This window comes from Methylobacterium gregans, from assembly GCF_022179245.1.
GTDB lineage: Bacteria > Pseudomonadota > Alphaproteobacteria > Rhizobiales > Beijerinckiaceae > Methylobacterium > Methylobacterium gregans.
In genome coordinates this window covers 1-24479 of the sequence record NZ_BPQM01000006.1, presented here as the reverse complement: position 1 = coordinate 24479, position 24479 = coordinate 1, and the positions used below count along the sequence as shown (strand labels likewise).

The 24479-nt window shown below is 71.9% G+C and carries 31 protein-coding genes; 20 read left to right on the top strand and 11 right to left on the bottom strand.

The features are described from left to right. Window positions 1-248: 248 nt before the first annotated feature. Together MFF54_RS01565 and frc are read right to left on the bottom strand one after the other, a co-directional pair. The gene (locus tag MFF54_RS01565) at window positions 249-1181 is read right to left on the bottom strand and encodes a methionyl-tRNA formyltransferase (RefSeq protein ID WP_238300744.1); all 933 of its coding nucleotides are present in this window, start codon (window positions 1179-1181) and stop codon (window positions 249-251) included. A gap of 133 nt (window positions 1182-1314) precedes the next feature. After that, window positions 1315-2592, bottom strand: a complete 1278-nt coding sequence (frc, locus tag MFF54_RS01560) for a formyl-CoA transferase (protein WP_238300742.1) — start codon at window positions 2590-2592, stop codon at window positions 1315-1317. A 414-nt stretch (window positions 2593-3006) separates the two neighbouring features. Between frc and MFF54_RS01555 the strand changes: the two genes are divergently transcribed. Both MFF54_RS01555 and MFF54_RS01550 read left to right on the top strand, forming a co-directional pair. Further along, the gene (locus MFF54_RS01555) at window positions 3007-3273 is read left to right on the top strand and encodes a hypothetical protein (protein ID WP_238300740.1); all 267 of its coding nucleotides are present in this window, start codon (window positions 3007-3009) and stop codon (window positions 3271-3273) included. A gap of 2 nt (window positions 3274-3275) precedes the next feature. Next, on the top strand, window positions 3276-5102 hold the full coding sequence (locus tag MFF54_RS01550) for a DEAD/DEAH box helicase family protein (protein WP_238300738.1): 1827 nt from the start codon (window positions 3276-3278) through the stop codon (window positions 5100-5102). 38 nt (window positions 5103-5140) lie between these two features. On the opposite strand, the gene MFF54_RS01545 is transcribed toward MFF54_RS01550, so the two are convergent. Next, window positions 5141-5287: a hypothetical protein gene (locus MFF54_RS01545; RefSeq protein WP_238300736.1), complete on the bottom strand. Its 147-nt coding sequence runs from the start codon at window positions 5285-5287 to the stop codon at window positions 5141-5143. A gap of 160 nt (window positions 5288-5447) precedes the next feature. Between MFF54_RS01545 and MFF54_RS01540 the strand changes: the two genes are divergently transcribed. The 7 genes from MFF54_RS01540 (at window position 5448) to MFF54_RS01510 (ending at window position 8717) form a co-directional block, all read left to right on the top strand. Beyond that, the gene (locus MFF54_RS01540) at window positions 5448-5927 is read left to right on the top strand and encodes a hypothetical protein (protein WP_238300734.1); all 480 of its coding nucleotides are present in this window, start codon (window positions 5448-5450) and stop codon (window positions 5925-5927) included. Continuing rightward, window positions 5924-6340 carry a hypothetical protein gene (locus MFF54_RS01535; RefSeq protein ID WP_238300733.1) on the top strand — a complete coding sequence of 139 codons (417 nt, stop codon included), beginning with the start codon at window positions 5924-5926 and terminating at the stop codon, window positions 6338-6340. The genes MFF54_RS01540 and MFF54_RS01535 overlap by 4 nt, the downstream gene beginning before the upstream one ends. 102 nt (window positions 6341-6442) lie before the next feature. After that, window positions 6443-6706, top strand: a complete 264-nt coding sequence (locus MFF54_RS01530) for a hypothetical protein (RefSeq protein WP_238300731.1) — start codon at window positions 6443-6445, stop codon at window positions 6704-6706. Window positions 6707-6805: 99 nt separating this feature from the next. Next, on the top strand, window positions 6806-7240 hold the full coding sequence (locus MFF54_RS01525; RefSeq protein ID WP_306423941.1) for a DUF2934 domain-containing protein: 435 nt from the start codon (window positions 6806-6808) through the stop codon (window positions 7238-7240). A 126-nt stretch (window positions 7241-7366) separates the two neighbouring features. Beyond that, window positions 7367-7621, top strand: coding sequence for a hypothetical protein (locus MFF54_RS01520; protein ID WP_370880215.1), 255 nt, complete (start codon window positions 7367-7369; stop codon window positions 7619-7621). Window positions 7622-7635: 14 nt separating this feature from the next. Continuing rightward, complete coding sequence (locus MFF54_RS01515) at window positions 7636-8319, top strand: HAD family hydrolase (protein WP_238300730.1); 684 nt, start codon at window positions 7636-7638, stop codon at window positions 8317-8319. Between the two features lie 194 nt (window positions 8320-8513). Then, a complete protein-coding gene (locus MFF54_RS01510; protein WP_238300729.1) occupies window positions 8514-8717 on the top strand; it encodes a hypothetical protein in 204 nt (67 codons plus the stop codon). A 75-nt stretch (window positions 8718-8792) separates the two neighbouring features. Here the strand turns inward: MFF54_RS01510 and MFF54_RS01505 are convergent, their stop codons facing one another. Next, window positions 8793-9269, bottom strand: a complete 477-nt coding sequence (locus MFF54_RS01505; RefSeq protein ID WP_238300728.1) for a MarR family winged helix-turn-helix transcriptional regulator — start codon at window positions 9267-9269, stop codon at window positions 8793-8795. A gap of 183 nt (window positions 9270-9452) precedes the next feature. Between MFF54_RS01505 and MFF54_RS01500 the strand changes: the two genes are divergently transcribed. Further along, complete coding sequence (locus tag MFF54_RS01500; protein ID WP_238300727.1) at window positions 9453-10232, top strand: DUF1499 domain-containing protein; 780 nt, start codon at window positions 9453-9455, stop codon at window positions 10230-10232. A gap of 4 nt (window positions 10233-10236) precedes the next feature. On the opposite strand, the gene MFF54_RS01495 is transcribed toward MFF54_RS01500, so the two are convergent. From MFF54_RS01495 to MFF54_RS01485, 3 genes are all read right to left on the bottom strand, one after another. Further along, a complete protein-coding gene (locus MFF54_RS01495) occupies window positions 10237-11145 on the bottom strand; it encodes an MBL fold metallo-hydrolase (protein ID WP_238300726.1) in 909 nt (302 codons plus the stop codon). Window positions 11146-11209: 64 nt separating this feature from the next. Continuing rightward, on the bottom strand, window positions 11210-12223 hold the full coding sequence (locus MFF54_RS01490; protein ID WP_238300725.1) for a DUF2865 domain-containing protein: 1014 nt from the start codon (window positions 12221-12223) through the stop codon (window positions 11210-11212). Between the two features lie 384 nt (window positions 12224-12607). Further along, a complete protein-coding gene (locus MFF54_RS01485) occupies window positions 12608-12766 on the bottom strand; it encodes a hypothetical protein (RefSeq protein WP_238300724.1) in 159 nt (52 codons plus the stop codon). 311 nt (window positions 12767-13077) lie between these two features. Between MFF54_RS01485 and MFF54_RS01480 the strand changes: the two genes are divergently transcribed. Then, window positions 13078-13254, top strand: a complete 177-nt coding sequence (locus MFF54_RS01480) for a DUF1328 domain-containing protein (RefSeq protein ID WP_082773302.1) — start codon at window positions 13078-13080, stop codon at window positions 13252-13254. Between the two features lie 46 nt (window positions 13255-13300). Here MFF54_RS01480 and MFF54_RS01475 read toward each other — a convergent pair whose 3' ends face one another. Then, window positions 13301-13627 carry a NepR family anti-sigma factor gene (locus MFF54_RS01475; protein WP_238300722.1) on the bottom strand — a complete coding sequence of 109 codons (327 nt, stop codon included), beginning with the start codon at window positions 13625-13627 and terminating at the stop codon, window positions 13301-13303. 180 nt (window positions 13628-13807) lie between these two features. On the opposite strand from MFF54_RS01475, the gene MFF54_RS01470 reads away from it, so the two are divergent. Then, window positions 13808-14614: a response regulator gene (locus tag MFF54_RS01470; RefSeq protein ID WP_238300720.1), complete on the top strand. Its 807-nt coding sequence runs from the start codon at window positions 13808-13810 to the stop codon at window positions 14612-14614. Window positions 14615-15086: 472 nt separating this feature from the next. After that, on the top strand, window positions 15087-15464 hold the full coding sequence (locus MFF54_RS01465; protein WP_238300718.1) for a hypothetical protein: 378 nt from the start codon (window positions 15087-15089) through the stop codon (window positions 15462-15464). 155 nt (window positions 15465-15619) lie between these two features. Here MFF54_RS01465 and MFF54_RS01460 read toward each other — a convergent pair whose 3' ends face one another. After that, window positions 15620-15811 carry a con-10 family general stress protein gene (locus MFF54_RS01460; protein ID WP_066926471.1) on the bottom strand — a complete coding sequence of 64 codons (192 nt, stop codon included), beginning with the start codon at window positions 15809-15811 and terminating at the stop codon, window positions 15620-15622. 191 nt (window positions 15812-16002) lie between these two features. Between MFF54_RS01460 and MFF54_RS01455 the strand changes: the two genes are divergently transcribed. Further along, window positions 16003-16212 (top strand): hypothetical protein, encoded by a 210-nt coding sequence (locus MFF54_RS01455; RefSeq protein ID WP_238300714.1) that lies wholly within the window; start codon window positions 16003-16005, stop codon window positions 16210-16212. A 13-nt stretch (window positions 16213-16225) separates the two neighbouring features. Here MFF54_RS01455 and MFF54_RS01450 read toward each other — a convergent pair whose 3' ends face one another. Then, entirely contained in the window at window positions 16226-17020 is a 795-nt protein-coding gene (locus MFF54_RS01450; protein WP_238300713.1) for an SCO family protein, read from the bottom strand. Between the two features lie 165 nt (window positions 17021-17185). Between MFF54_RS01450 and MFF54_RS01445 the strand changes: the two genes are divergently transcribed. After that, window positions 17186-17629 (top strand): Crp/Fnr family transcriptional regulator, encoded by a 444-nt coding sequence (locus tag MFF54_RS01445; protein ID WP_238300711.1) that lies wholly within the window; start codon window positions 17186-17188, stop codon window positions 17627-17629. 10 nt (window positions 17630-17639) lie between these two features. On the opposite strand, the gene MFF54_RS01440 is transcribed toward MFF54_RS01445, so the two are convergent. Beyond that, window positions 17640-19064, bottom strand: a complete 1425-nt coding sequence (locus tag MFF54_RS01440; protein WP_238300709.1) for an amino acid permease — start codon at window positions 19062-19064, stop codon at window positions 17640-17642. A 352-nt stretch (window positions 19065-19416) separates the two neighbouring features. Here MFF54_RS01440 and MFF54_RS01435 point away from each other — a divergent pair, with 352 nt between their 5' ends. From MFF54_RS01435 to MFF54_RS01415, 5 genes are all read left to right on the top strand, one after another. Further along, window positions 19417-20727, top strand: a complete 1311-nt coding sequence (locus MFF54_RS01435) for an MFS transporter (RefSeq protein WP_238300707.1) — start codon at window positions 19417-19419, stop codon at window positions 20725-20727. Between the two features lie 501 nt (window positions 20728-21228). Continuing rightward, a complete protein-coding gene (locus MFF54_RS01430) occupies window positions 21229-22347 on the top strand; it encodes an acyl-CoA dehydrogenase family protein (protein WP_238300706.1) in 1119 nt (372 codons plus the stop codon). Next, complete coding sequence (locus MFF54_RS01425; RefSeq protein WP_238300704.1) at window positions 22344-22958, top strand: SAM-dependent methyltransferase; 615 nt, start codon at window positions 22344-22346, stop codon at window positions 22956-22958. The genes MFF54_RS01430 and MFF54_RS01425 overlap by 4 nt, the downstream gene beginning before the upstream one ends. Further along, the gene (locus MFF54_RS01420) at window positions 22948-23682 is read left to right on the top strand and encodes a cytochrome b/b6 domain-containing protein (RefSeq protein ID WP_238300702.1); all 735 of its coding nucleotides are present in this window, start codon (window positions 22948-22950) and stop codon (window positions 23680-23682) included. Before MFF54_RS01425 ends, MFF54_RS01420 begins: the two co-directional genes overlap by 11 nt. After that, entirely contained in the window at window positions 23679-24434 is a 756-nt protein-coding gene (locus MFF54_RS01415; protein ID WP_238300700.1) for a molybdopterin-dependent oxidoreductase, read from the top strand. Before MFF54_RS01420 ends, MFF54_RS01415 begins: the two co-directional genes overlap by 4 nt. Window positions 24435-24479 lie beyond the last annotated feature (45 nt).

Below are 24479 nucleotides of genomic sequence, written 5' to 3'. Positions count from 1 at the left end.
CCTCGGAAGTCCCGCAGGAATCACCCCTCTCCCCTTTGCGGGAGAGGGTGGGCCGGCCGTCAGGCCGGGTCGGGTGAGGGGAGCAACGGTGCAGGATCGGGCTCCGCCCTGCATGAAGACGTCGCCTCCGCCTGACGCTGGGTTTCCCCTCTCCGACCCTCGCTGACGCGAGGGCCACCCTCCCCCGCAGAGGGGGGAGGGAGAAGTAGGGGGACATCTATGCGCCTGATCCGGTGAGGACCCGGAGCCTACCCGCCGAGGATCGTGCCGAGGCTCAATCCGCCCTCGCGCGCGAATTCCCCCGCCGAGACCTTCCGGCCGCCCTCCGGCTTCACCCGGAACACCTCGATCTGCCCGCCCTGCGCGGCGACGCGGAACGAGTCCTCACTGACCGCCACCACCTCGCCGAGCTTGCCCCGCACGTCGCCGAAGCGGCGGATCGGGTGCAGCTTGGCGTCGAAGATCTGCAGGGTCTTGCCCGCGAGCGTCGTCCAGGCGCCGGGCGCCGGGTTCGAGGCGCGGATGACGGCGTAGACGTGCTCCGCATGGCTCGCCCAGTTGATCGCGGATTCGCGGGTGCGGAACCAGCCCTCGTAGCTCGCTGCATCCTCGTCCTGGGCGATCTCGACGTGCTCGCCCGCCACCACGAGGTCGGCGGCCTCCAGCATCGCGGCGACGCCCTGGGGAAAGAGCTGCTTGAAGTAGACGTCGCCCAGCGTGTCGTCGGGCCCGATCGCGCAGGTCTTCTGAAGGATCACCGGCCCCTCATCGAGGCCGTCGGTCGGGCGGAAGATGGTGAGCCCGGTCTCGGTGTCGCCGCGGGCGATCGGCCAGTTGATCGAGGAGGGGCCGCGATAGCGCGGCAGCAGCGAGGGGTGGTACTGGATCGTGCCGTGCTTCGGGATGTTGACGAAGTCCTGCGGCGCGAACTGCAGCACGTAGGCCATGATGCCGATGTCGGCGTCGAGCCCGCGCATCGCTCCTTCCGCCTCCGCGCTCTTCAGGCTCGGGAACTGGAACACCGGCAGACCGCGCTCCTCGGCGGCCGTGCGCAGCACGTCGGGCTTGGCGCCCGGCTTCTCGGGGGCGCAGAACACCCCCGCCACCGTGTCGCCGCGGTCGAGGAAGGCCTCTAGCACCGCCTTGCCGAAATCCTGCTGACCGATGAAGGCGACGCGCATGAATGATCCTCTCGGCAGTCCCTGAGAGGCCGGACGGCAGCGCGGGCGCGGGGAGAACCGCGCCCGCGTTCAGGGACGGAACGTCATCGGGGCCGCGGCCTCGCGGAGGACGCCGCGGCGGGAGTCGCGGCCGCTACTCGGCGGCGATCTTCTGCACCGCGCCGACCGCGCCCGAATGCTCGATCTCGGCGATCTCGGCCTCCGAGTAGCCGAGCACGTCGCGCAGGATCTCGTCGGTGTGCTCGCCCAAGAGCGGCGAGCGCGTCACGTCGGCGGGGCTCGCCGAGAGCTTGATCGGGTTTCCGACCGTCAGGTACTTGCCCCGGGTCGGGTGATCGACCTCGACGATCGTGCCGGTCCGGTGCAGGGCCTCGTCCTCGGCGATCTCCTTCATCGACAGGATCGGGCCGCAGGGGATGTCGTACTTGTTGAGGATGTCCATCGCCTCGAACTTGTCGTGCTTCATCGTCCAGGCTTCGATGCGCGTGAAGATCTCGTTGAGATGCGGCAGGCGCGCCTTGGGCGTGGCGTAGTTCGGGTCGGTCTTCCAGCCGGGCTCGCCGATGATGTCGCAGATCGGCTCCCAGACCGGGCCTTGCGTGATGAAGTAGATGTAGGCGTTGGGATCGTGCTCCCAGCCCTTGCACTTGAGGATGCGGCCGGGCTGGCCGCCGCCGGAATCGTTGCCCGCGCGCGGCGTGGCATCACCGAACGGGATGCCCTCGCCGAACTGGCTGTACTCACGGAGGGGGCCGTGGGCGAGGCGCTGCTGGTCGCGCAGCTTCACCCGGCAGAGGTTCAGCACGCTGTCCTGCATGGCGCAGTCGACCCGCTGCCCGAGGCCGCTGTGCGTACGGTGGAACAGGGCCGTGACGATGCCGAGCGCGAGGTGCAGGCCGGTGCCGGAATCGCCGATCTGCGCCCCCGTCACCATCGGGATGCCGTCGCGAAAACCCGTGGTCGAGGCGGCGCCGCCAGCGCACTGGGCGACGTTCTCGTAGACCTTGCAATCCTCGTAGCGGCCGGGGCCGAAGCCCTTCACGGAGGCCAGAATCATGCGCGGGTTGGCCTCGTGGATCTTCTCCCAGGTCAGGCCCATGCGGGCGAGCGCGCCGGGGGCGAAGTTCTCGACGAGGACGTCGCACTCCTTGATGAGGCGCCAGAGCACCTCCTTGCCCTTGGGGTTCTTGGAATCGAGCGTGATCGAGCGCTTGTTGTGGTTCAGCATCGTGAAATAGAGGCTGTCCACGTCCGGGATGTCCTGGAGCTGGCCGCGGGTGGCGTCGCCGACGCCCGGGCGCTCGACCTTGATCACGTCGGCGCCGAACCACGCGAGGAGCTGCGTACAGGTGGGGCCGGACTGGACATGCGTGAAGTCCAGAACCTTGATGCCTTCCAGAGCCTTGCTCATCGTCTCTTCCCTGTGCACGGCGCCTGTGTCCGATATCGCCGCCCGGGACCGGCCCGCGGGTGTCAGGGGCTCGGTGGGCGACAGACGCTCGATTTTGTCAGCCTACGTTGGAATACCAGATTCCAGATGTCAAACCATCCACTCGCGTCCGGCGGTGGATGGACGGATCGAGGAAGGTTGGCACAGGGTATGCCAACATAAGCGTCTTCTCAAGCGGCAGATCTGCCTGGGCCCGACCGGCAACGGATATTGCTGCACCTGCGAAGACATGAGCGCACACCAAGTTCTCGCGCCGCAAAACGGATTATCGGTCCAACACAAGCGTGCGCGACGACTTGGCAAGAGGTGGGGTGTGGCCCATCCTCGCGGATGAGACAGCCGCGACCGTGCGGCCAAGAAGAGGGAGCAACGTCCATGCTTGCCAGCAGTCGCCTGATCAAATCCTCGTGGATCGCCGTCGAGGTCACGCGCGACCGGGCCGAGCGGGTGCTCGTGGTCGAGACCTACATCGCGGTGAGCCCGCTCGAACGGAACTACGATGCCGGCCAGTACGAGAAGGTGGTCGGCTGCGTGCGCAGGGTCCTGGAGGCCCATCCGGAGATCGACCGCGCCTCGATCCTGAGCATGCACAGGGACGCGGGCTGCACCGCGCTGTTCCGTGAGGCGCCCGCAGCGGCCTGAGCATGAGTGCGGCGGCCGAGAACGACGCGGGACGCGGTCCCTGGAACCCGGGCATCGAGTCGACCCTGCCCCGTGCCTTCCTGCCCCTCGCCACCGTGTTCCGACCCGAGAACGTGGCGACGCCGCTGGCGGAGGCACAGGAGGTTGCGGCCTTCTCGGGGCTTGCGCCGACCGAGGTGGTCGAGTTCCGGCCGGAGCGGCTCGTGGTGCATGAGCTGCTGATCCGGGTGATGGCCGACCTCGCGGTGCCGATGGGTGAGACCTACGGCGATCTCGGCGTCAATTTCCGGGCGATCGTCGCGGCGATCCACGCCGACGTGGTCGCGCCCCGGATGGCGGAGATCCGCGCCTGCCACGCGGCGGCGCGGGCGGAGCTCGCAACCCGCATCGCGGCGGAGCTCGACGCGGCGCTCGCTCCGCCCGCGCCCGTGCAGGCTGCGGAAGCGCCGCGCGGCTGGTGGGCGCGCCTCGGGCTCGGGACCCGGGCCGCTCCCGCGCCGGCCCGCCCCGCCTCGGAGCCCCCGGAGCGCCGCGCCGAGGCGCATCTCGCCGACTGGGAGCGGCGCGCCGGGACGGACCCCGGCGAGGGCGCCGCGCAGGCAGGCCTCGCCCGGGTGGTGCGGAGCCTGATCCGCCACCGCGGCGGTCTAATCGGCGATCGCGCCCTGATCGTGCGGCTCGCGACGACGCTCGCCCTGAACCGGGAGGGCAGCCGCCGGATCGGGCGGCTGATCGAGCCGTGGTTCGCCGATTCCGTCGCGCGGGCAGGCCACGTCGTGGTGCGGGCGCAAAGCCATCCGATCGTGATGAATGTGAAGGGCGCCTCCGCGTCGGGCAAGAGCACGATGCGCCCGTTCCAGCGGGCGCTGGCCGCACGGCTCGACATCCCCTGGTCCGACTTCGCGGTGATCACGCCGGATATCTGGCGCAAGTTCCTGCTCGACTACGACAGCATCGGCCCGGCCCACGGCTATGCCGGCACTCTGACGGGCCACGAGGTCGAGATCGTCGACGCGAAGCTCGACCGCTACATGGCCCGCAAGGCCCGGGAGGGACGGATGTCCCACCTCCTGATCGACCGCTTCCGCTTCGACAGCTTCAACGCCGTCTCCGGCACGCAGGACGGCAGCCAGTTGCTGACCCGCTTCGGCCACCGGGTCTTCATGCTGTTCATGATCACGCCCCCCGAGGCGACGGTCGAGCGGGCCTGGCTCCGGGGGCTGCAGTTCGGCCGGTTCAAGGCCGTGGACGACCTCCTGGCCCACAACATCGAGGCCTTCTCCGGGATGCCGGAGCTGTTCTTCACCTGGGCACTCAACGCGGACAAGGAGGTCCACTACGAGTTCCTCGACAACAGCGTGCGGCTGGGCGAACTCCCGCGCACCATCGCCTTCGGCACGAACGGCACGATGACCGTGCTCGACCTCTCGGGCATGCTGGCGGTGGAGCGCTATCGCCGCATCGACGTCGAGGCGCACGCCCCCAGTGCCGTCTATCCCGACGCGGCACTGCTCGCGCCGGAGCACAATACCGGCTTCCTGCGCGCCTGCGCCCGCCGGATGGGCACGATCCGCTTCGCCGAGCGCGCGAGCGGGCGGATCTACGCCGTCCACCGGGCCGGGCGCCTCACCTGCCTCGACCGCGCCGCCCTCGATCGGGTACTCGCCGACCCGGACAGCCGCGCGGCGCTGGCGGCGATCGGGGGCGGGCAGCCCGAGCTGATCCCGGATGGTGCGGAAGAGGAGGCGCTGGAGCGCGCGCGGACTCTCACGCTGGGCGCCTGGGGGGAGGGGGCCCGGCAGGACGTTCCGGAGGCGCTGGAGGTCTGATCGAGGGCCGGCGCGCCTGCGCCTTATATCGAGCGCCCTCAGCGCCTGCGCACCCGCACCCGCCTCAGCTGCGGCCGGAGGGCTGCCACGCGGCACGCCGCATGCAGAACCAGACAGGTCAGCACGACGGCGGCGAAGCTCGGAGCCGGGGAGATCGTCGTCAGGGGGATCGTCACGGTGATCATGGAACCGTCCTCCGCCGATAGCCGATAACAGCGAGGCTCGTCCCCGCACGGTTAACGGATCGTGAAGGACCGCCCGGCAATCGTTAGGCCGCAATTAACCGCGATGCTCGATCCGGGGCCGAAACCGCCCCGCGGCCGCCCGTAGGAGAACCGTCGAGGGATGAGAACCCGTCCGCGCTGCGCCCCGCTTGCCGGGCAGCTGTCCGGCCTCGCCGCGGTGCTCCTCGCGGGCGCATCCGCCGTGGCGCCCGCAATGGCGGAGGAGGGCGCGCCGCTCTATCTGCGGATCCGCCCGCCGGAAGCCCGCACGACGGAGACCGGGACAGGTGGGTCCATCCGCGACGACGGCACAGCGGCACCTGCCGGCGCTTCTCCCCATGCCCTGGCCGACGCGGAGGCGATCCGCCGGGCTCGGGCCGCGCGCGAGGCGGTCTGGGAGCGCAGCAACGCGCGCGCGCGCGTCGTCATCGCATCGGTCTGCACCGGCTGCATGAAGCCGATGCCGCCCGCGCCGGTTTCCGCGGATCCGGAACCGGCTACCGCACCGCGACCCGTGGAGCCCGGCCCCGCCGGGGCACTCGCCGCCCTGGAGCCGGCCACCGCGCCCCACCGATCCCAAGCTCAGGAGGACAGCCCGTGACGCAATCCCATCCGACCAGCGCCGCCGAGCCCGACGTCGCCTGCCCGGTCCCCATGGAGACGCTCGGCGCGATCTACCGGGCGGACGAATACGACCTGCCGGAGCTTCTCGAGGCGATCCAGCCGCTGAAGCGGGCGCAGCTCGCCGCCTACCTCTACGGCAAGAGCCACATGCACCAGCTCGGCCTGAAGGTCGCGCGCGCCTGCAGCCGCGAGGACCTGGTCCGCGTCGCGGGCGAGATCGGCTCGGTGATCCACGGCCAGGCGCACCTGCCGCCGCCCAAGCCCGCCGCCGTCCCGGAGCCCGGCAACAAGCCCGGCCAGAAGAAGATCAGCCTCGGCGGGCAGAAGAAGGAGACCCCGAAGATCAGCCTGGGCGGCTCCGCCGCGAAGGGCCGCAGCTTCGACTGGTGACCCAATCCCGGCGGGTTACCCGCCGGACCCCCGCGGGAACCGCCACGGTGCCCGCGGCCTTGAGCACGGCGGCCTCGCGAGGACGCGCGCACGGAGACAGGTATGTTCGCTCCCTGGTGGAAGCTCGGCATGGACACCACGATGCTGGCCTTCGAGGCGCAGCAGGTGATCGGCCTGCGCCTCGCCATGCTGGCGCTCGGCGGCTCGGCGGCGCAGGTCGAGGCCGAGCGCATGGTCACCGAGAAGATGGTGGCGGCGGGCGAGGCGGCCCTGCTGATGGCCTCCGGCGGCAGCGCCGCGGGCGTGGTCGCGGGCTACCGCCGCAAGGTGCGGGCGAACGCGCGCCGGCTGTCGAAGCGGCGCTGAGGCCCGCAACCGGCGGCGCTGCTGCGGCGCACAAGCCGTTAAGACTCGCTTAACCCTGCCCTCCCATCGTCCCCACGGGGAAGATCAGGAGAGCACCGCATGGAGATGATCACCGAGCAGCAGGTGCGCGAGCGCGCCTACTTCATCTGGGAGGACGAAGGCCGGATCCACGGCCGCGCCGAGGCCCACTGGCTGCGCGCCGAGACCGAGCTGAACCGTCCGCTCGCGGCGATCGAGGCTCCGAAGGCCGCCCGGAAGAGCCGCGCCAAGGCCGCGGCGCCCGCCGTCGAGACAGACGCGGCGCCGCTCGCGGCCAAGCCCACGGCCAAGCCCGCGGCCCGGAAGCCCGCGTCCCGCAAGACCGTCGAGGCGGCTCCGGCCGAGGCCGCCGCCAAGGTCGATGCGAAGCCGGTCGCGAAGGCGGCCAAGCCGGTTGCAAAGCCGGCCGCCAAGGCCGCCGCGAAGACCCCGGCGGTGCCCGCCGGCCTCGCCGCCAAGAAGGCCGCCCGGCCCGCCGCGATCGCCCTGCACTGAAGCCGCAGCGCGTCCGCCGTCACGGACCATCCGGAGCCCGCCCCGCGAGGGGCGGGCTCCTGCCGTTTCGGGGAACGCGGCCGAACCTCGGCCGTTGACCCGGCACCCCGCGCGAAGGAGCGTTCCGTGAAGACCCGTCCGGCCTGCGGCCTCGCGCTCGCCCTGCTGTCGTTCCCGGCGCTCGCCGCCCCGCTCGGCGCCCCGGTGCCGGTGACGCCCGGCGGCCGGGCCCCCTGGAACCCGCCCTGGGCCTACGATTCGGGCAGCGACAACGACCGCCGTCCGGAACTGCCCTACTACCAGCAGGGCCGCGGCCAGCAGACCGGCGGCCCCGCCCGCAACCTGCTACCGGACGACGGCCTGCACATCTTCCCGCGCTGAACCCCGAGCTGGCCATGACGCGCGCGGTCATCTTCGACATCGACGGAACGCTGCTCGACAGCGTGGACCTGCACGCGGAGGCCTGGGTCGCGGCCTTCGCGCATTTCGGCATCGCGACCGAGTTCGCCGCCGTGCGCGGCCAGATCGGCAAGGGCGGCGACGAGCTGATGCCGGTCTTCGTGCCCCGCGATCGCCTCGCCCGCGAGGGAGAGAGGATCGAGGCCTATCGGTCCGACCTGTTCAAGCGCGATTACCTGCCGCACGTGAAACCCTTTCCGGGCGTGCGCGCCCTGTTCGAGCGCGTGCGCGCCGAGGGACTGACGATCGCGCTCGGCTCCTCGGGCAAACGGGACGAGGTCGAGCACTACCAGGAGATCTTGAAGATCGCCGACCTCGTCGACGTCGCGACAAGTTCGGACGATGCCGACCGCTCGAAGCCGTATCCCGACATCTTCGAGGCGGCCCTGAAACAGCTCGGCGGCATTCCGAAGAGCCGCATCCTGGCGGTCGGGGACACGCCCTACGATGCCGAGGCCGCGGGCAAGGCCGGAATCGGCACGATCGGCGTGCTCTGCGGCGGTTTCCCGGAGGCGGATCTGGCCGCAGCCGGCTGCCGCACCATCTACCGCGATCCGCAGGACATCCTCGACGGGTTCGACGCCTCGCCGCTCGCCAGAGGCCGCGGCGGTTCCGGCTGACCTCCCGGTGGGCCACGGCCCAGCAGCCTGCCCCAATCCCGGTCTCCCGTGCGGTACCGCACATGCCGCGCGGATTTATGCACGGCCGCGTTTACGCGCCGGCTACCGAATCCTGCCTGAGGGGCTGGTCACGGCCGGCTGAAAGGCGTATCGCGCCGCCCGCGGTTCAAAATCATTCGAGACGAGCGCGTATCATGCCTCAATCGGTCGCCGGCGTGCAGATCCGGTCCGTGTCCGAGAAGTCCCTCGCCCAGCTCGTGAGCGAGGCGGTCCAGAGCCACGCCACGCCGATCAGCCAGTTGCTGCGGCTGATGTGGCAGGTCGATGCCGAGCCGGGCGCCAACGAGAACCTGCGGGCCCAGCTTCGCGCCCGCATCGGGGCCCCCCTGCGGGCCTGACCGCCGCTCGCCAGATCGGTTTCCCCGGCCGGCTCCGCTTCGCGGGGCCGGCCGCCTGCATATCGGGACCGAGCTTCAGCCCCGCCCGGCCTCGGCATCCGCGCGGGCATGCTCCCGCCACGCGAGCACCAGCCGCTCGATCGACGCGAGATCCTCCGCGCCGAGGCGCCCGAGCGTGCGGACGACATAGGCCTCCTGCGCGGCGATGCCCTGGGCGGCGAGGGCCGCGCCGGCCGGGGTGAGGTGCAGGGCGTGCGAGCGCCTGTCCCCGGGGATCGGCCGCCGCTCCACGAGCCCCGCCTCGACCAGGCGGTCGATCAGCCCAGACACGTTGCCCTTCGTCACGTAGAGCCGGGCCGCCAGATCCTGCTGTGTCAGCCCCTCGCGCTCGGTGAGCGTCGAGAGCACGTCGAATTGCGGGATCGACAGGCCGATGCCGCGCAATTCCGCCGCGACGGCTGCCGTGACCCGCCGGTTGAGACGGATGAAACGGAACCAGACCCGGAGCAGGTCGGGCGTCCGCGAGTTCGGCTCGGGCAGGGGACGCGACATCGTGGCTCGACCCTATAGCAGAGGGAGGCGGGGGGCGGCATCCGCTCGCCGCCCCAACCCACTGCTTCGACACAGGGCTCCCACACCCCCCTCGCGCCTGCTGGCGCGGGGGCCGGCGCCTCTGTAAGACCGGGCTCCCGCCCGCAGCCGCGCCGCCGGGATCGCCGAGGTCGTCCGAGAGCCATGCGTCGCCCGATCGTCGAGGAGCCCGTCACCCGCGCCGGTCCGCTGGCGCGCCGGCTCGCCCTGTTCTCGATCCTGGTGACCGCGCTGGCCCTGGCCCTGGTGCGCGATCCGCGCACCGAGACAGGTCCGGCGCTCGCCACGCTCGGGGCCGGGATCGCGGTGGCGCTGCTCGCCGTGCTGACGGCGGGCTTCGCCTTCGTGCGGGTCTGGCGCGAGGGTGCGCGGGGCCTGGGTGCGGCGGTCGGCGGACTCTTCTTCGCCTCCCTGGTCCTGGCCTATCCGGCCTACGCGGCGCTGCGGGGCCTGAGGCTCCCGGCGCTCAACGACATCAGCACCGACATCGAGAACCCGCCCGCCTTCTCGCGCTCGCGCACGGCCTTCGCGGCGCGAGAGGGGCGCTACCCGCCGGAGCCCGGCCCCGAGGCGCGCGAGCGCCAGCGCGCCGCCTATCCGCAGGTCGCGCCGCTGACCCTCGACGTCGACGCCGACGAGGCCTTCGAACTCGCCCGCAAGGCGGCGGTGAACCGGCGCTGGCAGATCGTCGAGGCGATCCGACCGGGCGGCCGGGTCGGCAACGGGCGGATCGAGGCGGTCTCGCGCGGGCTGCTGCTCAACCTGCCCGACGACGTGACCGTGCGGGTGCGCCCGCGGGCCGACGGGGCGCGCATCGACGTACGCTCGGCCTCGCGCCTCGGCGGCCGCGACCTCGGCGTCAATGCTGACCGGATCCGCGCCTATCTGGACGAGGTCTCGAACCTCGCGCTCGCCCTCAAGTAAAGGATCAGGCCGGTCCGTAGCGCCCGTCGATCCGGGCCGGGCCGTCGCTCAGCACCTGCCCGCGCTCGACCAGATCCTCCAGATGGGCGAAGACCGAGAGCATCGCGGCGCCGGTGAGCCGGGGGTTCAATCCCTGGTAGATCGCCGCGACGATCGCGGCGATCTCCGCGTCGCCCGCCGCGATCCGTGCGCGGATCGCGGCCTCGCGCTGGCGGCGGTGGTTGGCGAGGCCCCGCACGAAGCGGCGCGGGTCGCGCACCGGACCGCCATGGCCCGGCCAATACACGGCCTCGTCCCGGGCACGCAGCTTGTCGAGGGAGGCCATGTAGGCGCGCATCGCGCCGTCCGGCGGAGCCACCACGCTCGTCGACCACGCCATGACGTGATCGCCCGAGAACAGGGCGTTCTCCTCCGGCAGCGCGAAGGCGAGGTGGTTCATGGTGTGGCCGGGCGTCTCGAGCGCCTCCAGCGTCCAGCCGGGACCGGAGACCCGCTCGCCCTCGGCGAGTTCCCGGTCGGGCCGGTGCTCCCGGTCGGCGCTCGCATCGAGCATCGGCAGCTCGCCGGTACCCAGCGCCCGCGCGGCGCGGTGCGGGCCGCAGCCGACGATGGGCGCGCCCGTACGGTCCCTGAGGGGCCGCGCGCCCGGCGAATGATCGCGGTGGGTGTGGGTGACGACGATCTGCGCCACCGTCTCGCCCGCGAGCCCGGAGAGCAGGCGGTCGAGATGGTCCGCATCCTCGGGTCCGGGATCGATCACCGCCACGGTCCCGCGTCCCACGACGTAGGTGCAGGTGCCGCTCGCGGTGAACGGAGACGCGTTCGGCGCGACGAGCCGGCGCACCAGGGGCGTCAGCGTCTCGAACTGACCCGCGGCCGGCAGCGCCGTCTCGAAATCCGGCCCCTCCGCCATCGATCGCTTCCCCCCCGCCGCACCCCGAGACCGGCTCAAGGCCTACGCCATCGTGGGCAGGCTGTCAGCGCCCATAGGGCGAGGGCTGCACGACCCGCAGGGGCACGAAGCCGCCGACGGCGCGCTCCGGGAGCAGGAAGCCGCCCGCGGAGGCGACCCGAACCACGCTCTCGCGCTCGGCCGCACGCAGCACCTGCCGGAACGCGCGCTCGCGCGCCTCGCGCTGGAGCGCGCCGACCCGACCCTCGATCTGGCGGCGGGCACCGCCCGCGATCCGGGCGGTGCGGTAATCGACGAGGGCGAGGCTGCCGGGCAGGCGCACCGCAACCCGGGCCGAGTCGCGGGTCGCCACCGCGTCCCCGGCGCGCAGCGTGGGATCCTGCGCGATCGAGAGAAGCGGGGCGCCGCTCGCGGCCTGACAGGAACAGTCGGCGACCCGGCGCTGCCGGTAGACGTGGGCGAGTGCCGAAGCGCGGTAGGGCTGGCCCTGCAGGCTCACCGCTTGGTCGAGCTCGCCCGTGCCGGCCGCGAGGGTGTAGAGGCTGGTGCGCGCGCCGGGGCAGGCGGCCGCACAGGCGGCCTCGTGCGCCGGCAGATCGGCGCGCGTCCTCAGGTTGCCGAGCGGGAAGAGGTAGCCGTCGCACATCCGCACGCAGACCGTGCGGCGCCCGGCCCTCGCCTCCGCGACCCTGTGCGGGATGCGGGTGCTGTGGCGGGCGGCGTCGCGCCGCATCGCCTCGCGACGCGCGCGCCAGTGCGTGGTCAGGGCCGGACCGGAGGCCGGCGCCGGGATCAGGCGGCGGCGCGGCGGCGCCGCATCCGGCAGAGCGACGTAGCGGGCGGCCTGCCGCGGTGCCGGCTCTGGCCGGGCCGGCGGCCCGCGGAAGAGCGCTTCGAGGAATGCGAACGGGTTGTGGTTGTCGGCGGCGTGACCGACGCTCACCGCCACCGTGACGCCGCCGAGCCCGAGGACGAGGCCGGCCAGCAGGGGGCCGATCAGCCGCCGACGCGGCACGCCGGCCGCCAACCCTCGCCACATCCGCGCGTTCTCGCCCATGCCGTCCCCCGGATCGGGCATGCCGGCCCGCGCGCAGTCGCGGAGACCGGGACCGCTTCGCCGAAGCCGGGCGCCCGAAGGAAACCAAGCCTTAACGGTTGGCCGGGGGCAAGTGTGGCGGAGAACCGATCGATCCGCGCCCGGACGCGCGGACAGCGGAGGGAGCGTGCGCCAGCCGCGGCTCATGCCCGGAAATGAACCACCCCGTCCCGTGCCGGATCAGGATGCCGGGCGGCGCGGCGTGAGTCAGCGAGGTCAGGCTCGGATCCCGCCCCGAATCGGGCGGTGGACAAGTCGCCGATTGGGGCCGTGAGAACGACGAAGCCGCCCGTTGCCGGGCGGCTTCGTCGCGTCCTTGTCGCGTCGTTCCCCGGAGTGCCCGAAGGCGGGCCCCGCTCTCTCGGTTCAACGGCGCCCGTGCGGCGGGCGCCGGCGCACCCGGACCGGGATGAGCTGTGCCTGCCGCTGCGGCCCCACGAGGTCGAGCAGCCGCTCACTCGCGCGCGTCAGGGCATCGGTGACCGTCTCTGCGAGGCGTGCGGCGAGCGCGGAGGCGTTTCTCATCGCTGGGTCTCTCGACAACTGGTTTCGACTATCTTCAGTCTGTCGAACGCCGCGGACACGTCTGCGTTCCGCGAGCTGTCCGGCTTCGATGAACGGGATATGGGGGCCCGGACCACCGGATGCGAGGGCGCGCGCAGGGCGGGGCGGCGCAAAGCCGCGGCGGTCGACCGGGCCGAGCCCTCCCACGCGCCCGCGATCAGACCGATAGACGATCTCTGCATTCCGACCACGGAACCATGGCCGAACCTTGGCGTTTCCATGACCAGATAGCCGCAAAACACCGCGGCGGAACTATTCAAAGGACCACAACAATGCTTGGTTGGGCCGTAACATTTCTCGTCGTGGCCCTCGTGGCCGCTCTGCTGGGTTTCGGCGGCATCGCCGGCACGGCCATGGAAGCCGCGAAGCTCGTCTTCTTCGTCGCGATCGTGCTCTTCGCGATCTCGGCCGTCATCGGCCTCCTGCGTGGCCGCTCGCCGACACTCTAGACCCCGTGCCGGATCGTCGCGCCCCGCGCGGCGATCCGCCGAAGGCTCAGGCGTCCCGCCGGCTCCCGCCGGCGTCGGGCGCCGCGCCCGTCTCGGAATTCCCGCCCGTCGCGGCAGCACCTGTCTCACTGGCTTCGAGACGTGCGATCAGGTCGCGGAACTGGTCCGGCACCGGCTGCTGAACCACGGCATCGTACATCGCGCGCAGATGCGTACCGAGCCGCGTGCGCGCAAACTCATTGAGCGAACTGTCTGAAGGCCGGGCCTGAGCCGCCGTCTTCCCAGCTACGGCCTGCTCCGTCGGCGGGGCGGCCTCCTCGACAGCCGGCATACCTCCGGCGCGGACGGCGCTCGCCTTCCCGTCGTCATTCATTCACGGCATCCCCTTGGGCCCGGTTAACCCGCGCCCGCCGCATTGTCTTGCGGCTTGACATACGTCATGGCTGCTTCAGCAACGCCAGGATCCAAGTTCGGTTCCGCTTCCCCGGAACGGAGCCGGGCCGCCCGCGTTGGGCGGGAGGCGGCGAGAACACAGCAAGCCACAGGGGATCGAATGTCCACATCGCAACTCGTTGTGCAGCACCTGCCCTACCTGAGGCGCTACGCGCGCGCGCTCACGGGCAGCCAGGTTGCGGGGGACGCCTACGTCGCCGCGACTTTGGAAACGCTGGTCAACGAACCCGAAACCCTCGGTCGCAGCACCAACGTCAAGGCGGACCTGTTCCGGGTCTTCACGCGGATCTGGAACTCGCTCTCGGTGAACGGCCGCCGCGAGCAGGTGCAGCACGATCTGCCGGCGGAGGTTCGCCTCGGCCAAATCACGCCGCTGCCGCGCCAGGCCTTCCTGCTCTCATGCCTCGAGGGCTTCTCCGAGGAGGACGCCGCGATCATCCTCGACGTGGACGTCGCCCAGGTGCGCGACCTCGTGGACGAGGCCGGCCGCGAGCTCGCCGCCGACATGGCGACCGAGATCCTGATCATCGAGGACGAGCCGCTGATCGCCATGGACCTCGAGGCCCTGGTGGAGGGCCTGGGCCACAACGTGATCGGCGTCGCCCGTACCCGCTCGGAGGCGATCAAGATCGCGGGCGAGGGCGGCAAGCGCCCCGGCCTGATCCTGGCCGACATCCAGCTCGCCGACGGCTCCTCGGGCCTCGACGCGGTGAATGATCTGCTGAAGACCTTCGAGGTGCCAGTGATCTTCATCACCGCCTATCCGGAGCGCTTCCTCACCGGCGAGCGGCCGGAGCCGGCCTTCCTGATCGCCAAGCCGTTCCAGCCCGCCAACGTCTCGGCGGTGATCAGCCAGGCCCTGTTCTTCCAGCAGACCGCCCGCCGCCGCGAGGCCAAGTCAGCCTGACGCAAGACGGCCTGACGCAGGGCGACCCGACAACGGCGACTGCGTCGGGCCTCCGCACAGATCCTGATGCAGGGCTTCCCCGACCCTCCCAAGCAAGAGCCCCGGCCATCGCGCCGGGGCTTTTCCGTATGCACATCCAGCTGCCGAGCCGCAAAAAAACGGGCTGGAGTGGCTCCAGCCCGTCTGAGAGGTTCCGGCCGATGCACAAGGGGAATGCGGGGAGGACCAGGTGGCCGGGTCCTCTGAGAACGGACCGAAGGGCCGGAGGTTCCGGTCACGCCGTTCAATTTCTCGCCCAACCGTGACTTTCAGGTCACATTGTGCGCCTGTGGACAGGTTCCGCGGGGGCCAGCACGCGAGACAGAACGCCCAACGAATACTGATGACCCCATCGACACGCCGGGAAGGAACCGAGAGGCGAGAGCACGCGTTCTGTTAACAACCTGTCAAGCTCCTATCGGAGGCCGCGACGATGCTTCGGTCTGGTTTCATTCTGGGCGTGAGTGCACCGGCCGCCATTCTAACCCTGATGGTCCATCCGATGATCCGCGACACCGCCGACCGCTGGACCGCGCCGGTGGCCTTGACGAGCAGCCAGTCGCCCGCCGCGCTCCTGGCACCGGCGCCCCTGCCGGGCATGCGCCCGGTCTCGCTGGCGATCAGCCCGACCCGCGTGGCCGGCGTCCCGCGCCTGGAGAGCCGCCCGGCCCCGTCCGCGCAGGGCGGAGAATCCGAGGAGCGGCCGGTTCTCAAGCCCCGCCGGACGATGCGGGAGGGCTGCGAGGCGGCTCTGAGCGCTCTGGTCGGGCCGGAGGCACGCCGCATGCTGCCGGGTCGCTGCATTTCCTGACCGCGGCCCTGCCCTCGGCCCATACAGAAAGCATCAGCCAGCACGAAAAAGGCCCCGCGGCGAGCGGGGCCTTTTTCGTGCGCGGGCCGGGTCTGAAAAAGAGACGGCGCCCGTCCCCGATCAGGGACGAGCGCCGTGAACCGGGCAGCGGGAGATCACTCGCCGGCGCGACCGGTTCCGGTCGACTGGCCACCCTTGCGTCCAGCCGACGAGGCCAGCTCACGGTCCTGCGAGAAGGAGCGCTTCTCGGCCGGCACGCTGCGCCCGCCCTTGCTGGCGATCTCGCGCTGACGCTCGATGTTCATAGATGCAAAACCTCGCTTCGAGGTCGAATTTCCCGATGCCATCAGTCCCTCCTCAGGCTTCGCTTCACTTCATCACAACCTTCGCCAATAACCGATGGTTCCTGCCCCGGTTGGCCGCGGGCCGTGCCGCAACCGGGCCTGTGCTCGCCCGTTGAAGCTGCGAAGGTGCCGAGGACAGGCCGGCGCGAAAGCTTGGCCGTAGCCGGAACGGACCAGAACGGGACAGTAGCGCGATGACGAACCGCGAGATGGTGAAGGGTGCGCTGGAGCACGGCGACGCGGGCCAGCACCCGAACGACAAGGCGCTGCCGCCGATGCCGGCGCCCGAGGACAGCCCCACCCCGTCGACCCACGAGGAGCCGATCGATTCGCCGCAGCCGAATGCCAGCGCCAAGCGCCGGCCGCCGGAGGCCGGCGAGATGGGCCTGACGACGCGGCGCTGAGCGGCCCGAGCCCTCAGGTGGTCCGAACCCGTCCCGCGCGAGCGAGAAGCAGGACGAGGAGCGCGATGCCCAGGACGGTCGCGGCGCCTGCGACCGCCAGGATCCGGCGCACCAGCGGGGTGTAGACCCCGGTGGCCGCATCGAAGCCGTAGCAGAGCAGGGCGAGCCGGTCGCCGAGCGTGCCGGTCCGGCCCTCGCCGGCCTCGATCAGGGCGAGGCGCAGGTCGCGCCCGTTGAGCGCCAGCGGCGAGAGGACGCGGGCCACCCGGCCCTCGGGCGTGAGCAGGATCGCGGCGGCCGGATGGGCGATGCTGTCCGTGTTCGGATCCGGCACGAAGCCGTAGCCGAGCGCGCCGGTCAGCGCCGCGACGGTGTCCGTCGAGCCGACCAGCGCCTGCGGGCGGGTGGGGGAGGGGGCGGGCCCGAGTGTCTCCGACAGCATGCGGCGCGCCGCCGCGGCATCGTCGCGCGGGTCGAGGCCGACGAGAACGAAAGCGTAATCCCGCCCCGCCGCCAGGCCGGTCGCCTGCAGTGCGGCGGCCGAGAGCGAGAGCATCGGGTCGCAGACGTTGCCGCAGCTATAGTCCACCGGCAGCAGCAGGACCGGGCGCCCGCCCGCGGCCTCGGCGAGCGTCGTGGACCGCTCCTCGTCCGCATCCGTGAAGGCGAGGTCGAGGCGCGCGCGCGCGCCGGGCGGGGGCGCGACGGCGACCCGGGCCAAGTCCGCCTGCACGAGGCGCGCGGCCGCGGGCGTCGGCGAGAGGCCGGCGAGCGCGCCGAGGAGGGCGCCGGCCAGGGCGCCGGCCAAGGCCGTGGCGGCCCATCCCTGCCGCCCACCGCGCATCGCTCGCCCAAACCCCATCGCTTCCTCGTTTCTCCTGGGCGCGGCAGGTGCGGCCGGGCCACGCACTGGACAAGTCTCGAACCTTCCGCATGGATGCAGGGCCCGCTTGGTGAGGGCCGGAGCGTTGCCATGACCCTCGATACCGAGGTCTCGTCCCTGCGGCAGGTGCCGTTGTTCCGCGAGGTGGAGCCCGCGCGGCTGAAGCTGCTCGCCTTCACGAGCGAGCGCGTGCACTTCGAGCCGGGCCAGCGCTTCTTCACCCGCGGCGACGCCTCGGACGCCGCCTACCTCCTCCTGGAGGGCAGCGCCGCGGTGAGCCTCGACGGACCGGCCGGCCCGATCCGGCTGGCGCTGCTCGGCCCCGACGCGCTGGTGGGCGAGATGGGCATCCTGGCCGACCAACCGCGCTCCGCCACGGTGACGGCCGAGAGCGCCACCACGGCGCTGCGCATCGACCGGGGCGTCTTCCTCGAATTGCTGGCGCAGTTCCCGCAGATCGGCATCGCGGTGATGCGGGAACTGGCGCTGCGCCTGGAGCAGACCAACCAGGCGCTCGCTCAGAGCCGGTCCTGAGGTTTCGAAACTACGAGGTGCCTGCCCGCAGGCGCCGGGCATTGGCGCGGCCGTAGAAGCCGTAGATCCCGAGCCCCAGTGCGAGCCAGAGGGCGAGCCGGAGCCAGGTGTCGCCGGGCAGGCCGGCCATCAGGACGAGGCAGCAGAGGATGCCGAGCCCCGCCACCAGGGACGCGGCCGGCACCCGGAAGGGCCGGGGGAGGTCCGGACAGCGCCTGCGCAGCAGCGGCACCGCCGCGCAGACGAGGCAGAAGGCGAGCAGCGTGCCGATGCTGACGAGTTCACCCAGCACCTCCAGCGGCACGAAGGCGGCGACGAGCGCGGTGCCGATGCCGATCACGCCCTGGCTCAGGGCCGGCGTGCGCCGCACCGGATCGACCCGGCCGAAGGCGGCGGGCAGCAGCCCGTCGCGGGCCATCGCGAAGCAGATCCGGGCCTGCCCGTAGAGGGCGGTGAGCGCTGAGGTGGTGAGGCCGACGAGCGCACCGAGCTTGATCACCACGGCGAAGCCGCCGAGCCCGGCCGCATCGACCGCCCGGGCGATCGGGTCGGGCACGTCGAGGTCGCGGTAGGGCACGAGGCCCGTGAGCACCGCGGCGACCATCACGTAGAGCAGCGTGGTCAGCGCCAGCGAGCCGAGCAGCCCGACCGGCGCGTCCCGCTGCGGCTGGCGCGTCTCGCCGACCGCGGTCGAGACCGTCTCGAAGCCGATGAAGGCGAAGAACACCACGCCCGCCCCGCGCAGCACGCCGCTCCAGCCGTAATGGCCGAACGAGCCCGTATTCTCCGGCACGAAGGGGTGCCACAGCGCGGGCTTCAGGTGCGCAAGGCCGACGGCGACGAAGGCCAGGATGATCGCGACCTTCAGCGCCACCAGCGCGGCGTTGGCGGCCGCCGCCCCGCGGGTGCCGCGGATCAGCAGCCAGGACAGGGCCAGCACGATCAGGCCGGCCGGCAGATTGACGAGGCCGCCCGCGCCGGGCGCGGCCGCGAGCATCGGCGGCAGGGCGAGCCCGAGATCGGCGAGGAGGCTCTGGGCGTAGCCCGACCAGCCGACCGCCACCGTGGCGGCCGCGAAGGCGAATTCGAGAACGAGGTCCCAGCCGACGATCCAGGCGCAGAGTTCGCCGAGGCTCGCCCGGGTGTAGGTGTAGGTCGAGCCGGAGGCCGGCATCATCGCGGCGAGTTCCGCGTAGCAGAGGCCGACGAAGGCGCAGGCGATCCCGCCGAGCGCGAAGGACAGCACCAGGGCCGGCCCCGCATAGGCCGCCGCCGCCGTGCCGGTGAGCACGAAGATCCCCGCACCGATCGTCGCGCCGAGCCCGATGCAGACGAGGCTGAACCCCGTGAGATCGCGGGCGAGGCCGGGCTCGGCACCGGAGCCGTCCTGCGCATCGCGGGCTCGGGCGGCGTCTATGATCGGGCTGTCGGTCATGGCCGGTCTCTGAATCCTGTGCCGACCCGCCGGGCAAGTCCCGCGCCGCGGACCTCGGCCGGGGAACGGCAGGGGGCCGGATCGCCGCGCCCTCTGGATCGGGCCTGTTCGACGCCGAACGACAGAGGTCCCGGGTCTCGAAGACGTGAGAGCCCCGGCGAGGCCGCACCCATTACAAGACACCGTAAGATTCCACGGGCTTGAGCCGGACCGGGCGCGACGCGTCTTGGTGTCGAAGGATCCGTTGCTGTAAACGATCCTGGCGCTCGCGCACATGGAATAAAAGTTGCCCTCGAACGTGCAGGCCGCGCGACAGGGGCAGAGCCGCCCGCGGCGGCGTCAGGGGAAACGCATGGCTTCGTTCTCGGAAAGCGACCGTGGGCGGTCGAAGGTTGCCACGGTGCTGCGCGTCACCAGCGGCAACTTCCTGGAGATGTTCGACTTCTTCCTGTTCGGGTTCTACGCCACGCACATCGCGAAGACGTTCTTCCCGGGCGAGAACGCGTACGCCTCCCTGATGCTCACCTTCGCCACCTTCGGCGCGGGCTTCCTGATGCGCCCGCTGGGGGCGATCTTCCTGGGCGCCTACGTCGACCGAATCGGACGACGCCGGGGGCTGATCGTCACGCTGACCATCATGGCGGCGGGCACGATCCTGATCGCCTTCGTGCCGGGCCACCAGACCATCGGGCTCGCCGCCCCGGCCCTCGTGCTGATCGGGCGCCTGCTGCAGGGCTTCTCGGCGGGCGTGGAGCTCGGCGGCGTCTCGGTCTACCTGGCCGAGATGGCGACGCCCGGCCGCAAGGGCTTCTACGTCTCCTGGCAGTCGGGCAGCCAGCAGGTCGCCGTGATGGCCGCCGCGATCATCGGCTACGCGCTCAATCACAGCCTGACGCCGGGCCAGATGGGCGACTGGGGCTGGCGCATCCCGTTCTTCATCGGCTGCGCCATCGTGCCGTTCCTGTTCTACATCCGCCGCTCGCTGGAGGAGACCCAGGAGTTCCTCCACCGCAAGGTCCGACCGAGCACGAGTGAGATCTTTGCCACGCTCGGCCGGAACTGGAAGATCGTCGTCCTCGGCATGCTGCTGGTGGCGATGACCACGATCTCGTTCTACACGATCACGGTCTACACCCCGACCTTCGGCAAGGCGGTGCTGAAGCTCTCCGACACCGACAGCCTGCTGATCACCTTCTGCACGGCCCTGTCGAACCTGTTCTGGCTGCCGGTGATGGGCGCGCTCTCCGACCGGATCGGCCGCAAGCCCCTGCTGATCGTCTTCTCGGCGCTGACCCTCCTCACCGCCTATCCGGCGCTCGCCTGGCTGGTCGGCCACGTCTCGTTCGGCAACATGCTGATCGTGCTGCTCTGGCTGTCCTTCCTGTACGGCAGCTACAACGGCGCCATGGTGGTGGCGCTGACCGAGGTGGTGCCGGCCCAGGTCCGCACGGCCGGGTTCTCGCTCGCCTACTCGCTCGCCACCGCCTTCTTCGGCGGCTTCACCCCGCTGGTCTCGACCTGGCTGATCGAGCAGACCGAGAACCGGGCCGCCCCCGGCATCTGGATGGCCTTCGGCGGCGCCTGCGGCCTGGTCGCCACCCTGGTGATCTATCGCGGATCCGCGGTGCGCGCCCGCGCGGCGGCACTCGGGGTGGCCGGCTGAGAGCGGCGGGACCGCGCCTCCTTCAGCGCAGGTAGCCGCGCGCCCGCAGGTCGCGCTCCACCGCCTCGTGCACGGGCTGAAGGACATCGTCGTTCTGGGCCGACGGCGGCTCGAGGGGCCGCATCGGCGGGAAGTCGCGTGCGGCCTCCGGGGCAGGTGCGATGGCCGCTCCCGGCGCGCGTTGCGGCCCGCCCGGGAGAAGTGCCCGTACGGCACCCGAACCCGTCGCCACGCTTCGAGCGGATGCGATCAACCTGCCCAGCATTGGCCCCTCCGAACTCCTGAGAGAGGCAACGCCGAGCACCACACTTCGTTCAAGGGCTGCGCCCGAGGCGGCGTTTTCGCCCCACGCCCCGATCCCGGGCCGCCGCTGCGTCCAGAGGACACGGGAACGGGACACCGAAAAGGAACAACCTGCGATAGTGTTTTGCCTTAACATTTGACACGCTGCGCCGCGGGCGGACCGTACCGCACGGCTCCCGACAGACCCGCGAGCGATGCGTGACCCTCGACCTCATCCGCCGCGCCGAAGCGGCTGCCACACCCTGCGCCGCGGAGGCCGCCGCGCTCGACCGGCACGGCGCTTTCCCGGAGGCGGCGCTCGGGCGGCTGCGGACGGGTGGCTACCTCGCCGCGCCCCTGCCCGCCGATCTCGGTGGCGCCGGCCTGTGCGAGCCCGAGCGCGTCGCGGCCCTGTGCAGCCTCCTCACGGCGATCGGCCGGGGCAGCCTCGCAGTCGGGCGCCTCTACGAAGGCCACGTCAACGCGCTCGCCCTGGCGTTGCGCTACGGCTCGGACGACGCGCGCGCTAGCCTCGCCCGCGACGCGCGAGCCGGCCACCTCTTCGGCGTCTGGAACACGGAACCGGAACCCGGGGGGCTGGTGCTGGCGGAGGACGCTCTCCGGGGCGCCAAGAGCTTCGCGTCGGGCGCCGGCCACGTCACCCGGCCCCTGGTCACGGCCCGGCTCGCCGACGGGCGCCGCCAGATGCTGGTCGTGCCGCTGGCGCCGGGGGAGCGCGCCGATCTCTCGGCGTGGCGCGCTCAGGGCATGCGCGCCACCGCGACCGGCCGGGTCGACCTCACGGGGCTCCGGGCGGCGGACGCGGCGCAGGTCGGCGCACCGGACGACTACGCCCGTCAGCCCTTCTTCTTCGGCGGTGCCTGGCGCTTCATGGCGGTGCAGCTCGGCGGCATCGAGGCGGTGGTGGAGGCCCACCGCGCGCATATGCGGGCGACCGGGCGCGGGGCCGACCCGCACCAGCAGGCCCGGCTGGGCCGCGCGCTGATCGCCGCCGAGAGCTGCCGCCTGCTCGTGGCGCGGGCCGCGGAGGCGGTCGCCGCCGAGCGGGCCGGGGCGGAGCGGATCGTCGCCTACGTCAATCTCGCCCGGGCCGCCGTCGAACAGGCCGGGCTCGACGTGATCGCTCTCGCCCAGCGCTCGGTCGGACTCGCGGGCTTCCTCGAGGACCACCCGCTGGAGCGCCTGACCCGCGATCTCGCCACCTACCTGCGCCAGCCCGCCCCCGACTACGCTCTGACGAGCGCCGCCGCCTACGCCCTTGCGGAGGAGGCGCCGCTGCCCGCACTCTGGGACGGTCTGGAATCGGAGCAGCGATGAGCGAGCGCCACACCGCGACCCTGCCGGCGCGCTACTTCACGGACATCTACGCGGCCGATCCCGACCCCTGGCGCCTCGCCACGAGCGCCTACGAGCGGGACAAGTATGCCGCCACCCTGGCGAGCCTGCCCCGGCAGAGCTACGGCGCGGCGCTGGAGATCGGCTGCTCGATCGGCGTTCTGACACGGGCGCTCGCCCCGCGCTGCGGCGCGCTCACCGCCCTCGACGTCGCGCCCGCGGCCATCGCGGACGCCAGCGCCCGCTGCGCCGACCAGCCCCAGGTCGGCTTCGTCCTGGGCGCCGTGCCGGGCGACTGGCCCCCGGGCCGGTTCGACCTGATCCTGCTCGGTGAGGTGCTGTACTTCTTCACGGAGGGCGACCTCGCGCGCGTCGTCGCGCGGGTGGCGGAGAGCCTCGTACCCGGCGGGGACTGTGTGCTGGTGCACTGGCTCGGGCCCCAGGACTTCCCGCTCTCGGGCGACGCCGCAGCCGAGAGCTTCATCGCCGGCGCGGCAACCTTCGCGGAGGTGATCGCCCAGACGCGCGCGCCGGAATACCGTATCGACGTCCTGCGGGCCCGGGACCCCGCAGGGATACGCGATGGCGGCTGAGCCGCAAGGGCACGCCGGGACACGGGAGCGCGTTGTGCGGCGCCATCCGCTCTGGGTGCGCCTGACCCACTGGATCAACGCGGGCGCCTTCGGGGCGCTCGCGGTCAGCGGCACCGCGATCCTGCTCGCGCTGCCGCACCTGTTCTGGGGCGAGACCGGCGCCAACGGCGCCCCGGCCTGGATCAGCCTGCCGCTGCCGGTGAACCTCGAACAGACCGGCTGGGGCCGCAACCTGCACTTCCTGGCCGCCTGGATCTTCGTCCTCAACGGCCTCGCCTACCTCGCCCTGGCGCTCGTGGCCGGCCATCTCGCCGGCCGCCTGCTGCCCGACCGCGACCAGTGGCGCCCGCGCCACATCCTCGGCGAAGTCCGGGCGCATCTGCGCCTGCGCGGGGACCCGGCGGCCGCTTCCGGCGCCCGGCGCTACAACGCGCTCCAGAAGCTCGCCTATCTGGCGGTGATCCTCGGCCTCGGACCCCTGATGCTGCTCTCGGGGCTCACCATGTCGCCCGGGGTGACGGCGGCTTGGCCGGAGCTGTTCTGGCTGTTCGGCGGGCGCCAGTCGGCCCGCACGATCCACTTCCTCTGCGCCGTCCTGCTCGTGCTGTTCCTGCTCGTCCACGTCTGGCAGGTGCTCGCCAACGGGCCCTGGACCCAGATGCGCGCGATGATCACGGGGCGCTCGCCCGAACAACCCGCCACACGCCCGCAGGAGACCCGATGACGACGCTCTCCCGCCGCCGGCTGATCCTCGGCGCCTCGACCCTCGGGGCGGGCGCGCTCGCGGGCGCCTGCGACCTCATCCCGGGCGGCGTCCCCGGCGGCCCCGGTCGCGGCGGGCTCTACGGCCTCAGCGACGCGCTGACGCTCGCCACCCAGCGCGTGCTCCTGCGCGACCAGCCGCTGGTGCGCGAGTTCCCGATCGAGATGGTCTCGGCCCATTTCCCGACCATCAACACCACCGACCCGGACGACCCGGTCTATCGCAGCTCCCGGGCGCAGGGCTTCTCGGACTGGCGCCTGCCGGTCACCGGGCTGGTGGAGCGGCCGGGCAGTTTCTCGCTCGCGGATCTGCGGGGTATGCCCGCCCGCACCCAGGTGACCCTGCACAGCTGCGAGCAGGGCTGGTCGGCCATCGGCGCCTGGACCGGCGTGCCGCTGTCCCACGTCCTGGCGAGCGCCGGCCTGAAGCCGGCGGCGCGCTTCGTGGTGATCCGCACGGTGGACGGCTGGTGGGACAGCTACGACCTGTTCGACGCCCTCCACCCGCAGACCATCCTCGCCTACGGCATGAACGGGCGAGACCTGCCGGTCGCCCACGGCGCGCCCGTGCGCCTGCGGGTCGAGCGCCAGCTCGGCTACAAGTCCCTGAAGTATCTCGCCAGCATCGAGGCCGTCGAGCGGGTGGACGGGATCGGCCAGGGCCGCGGCAGCATGGTCGGCGAGCTCGGCTTCTCCTGGTACGCGGGAATCTGACGACCTCGGGGAGCTTGCAGGGCAGCGCCCTGCAAGCTCCCCGAG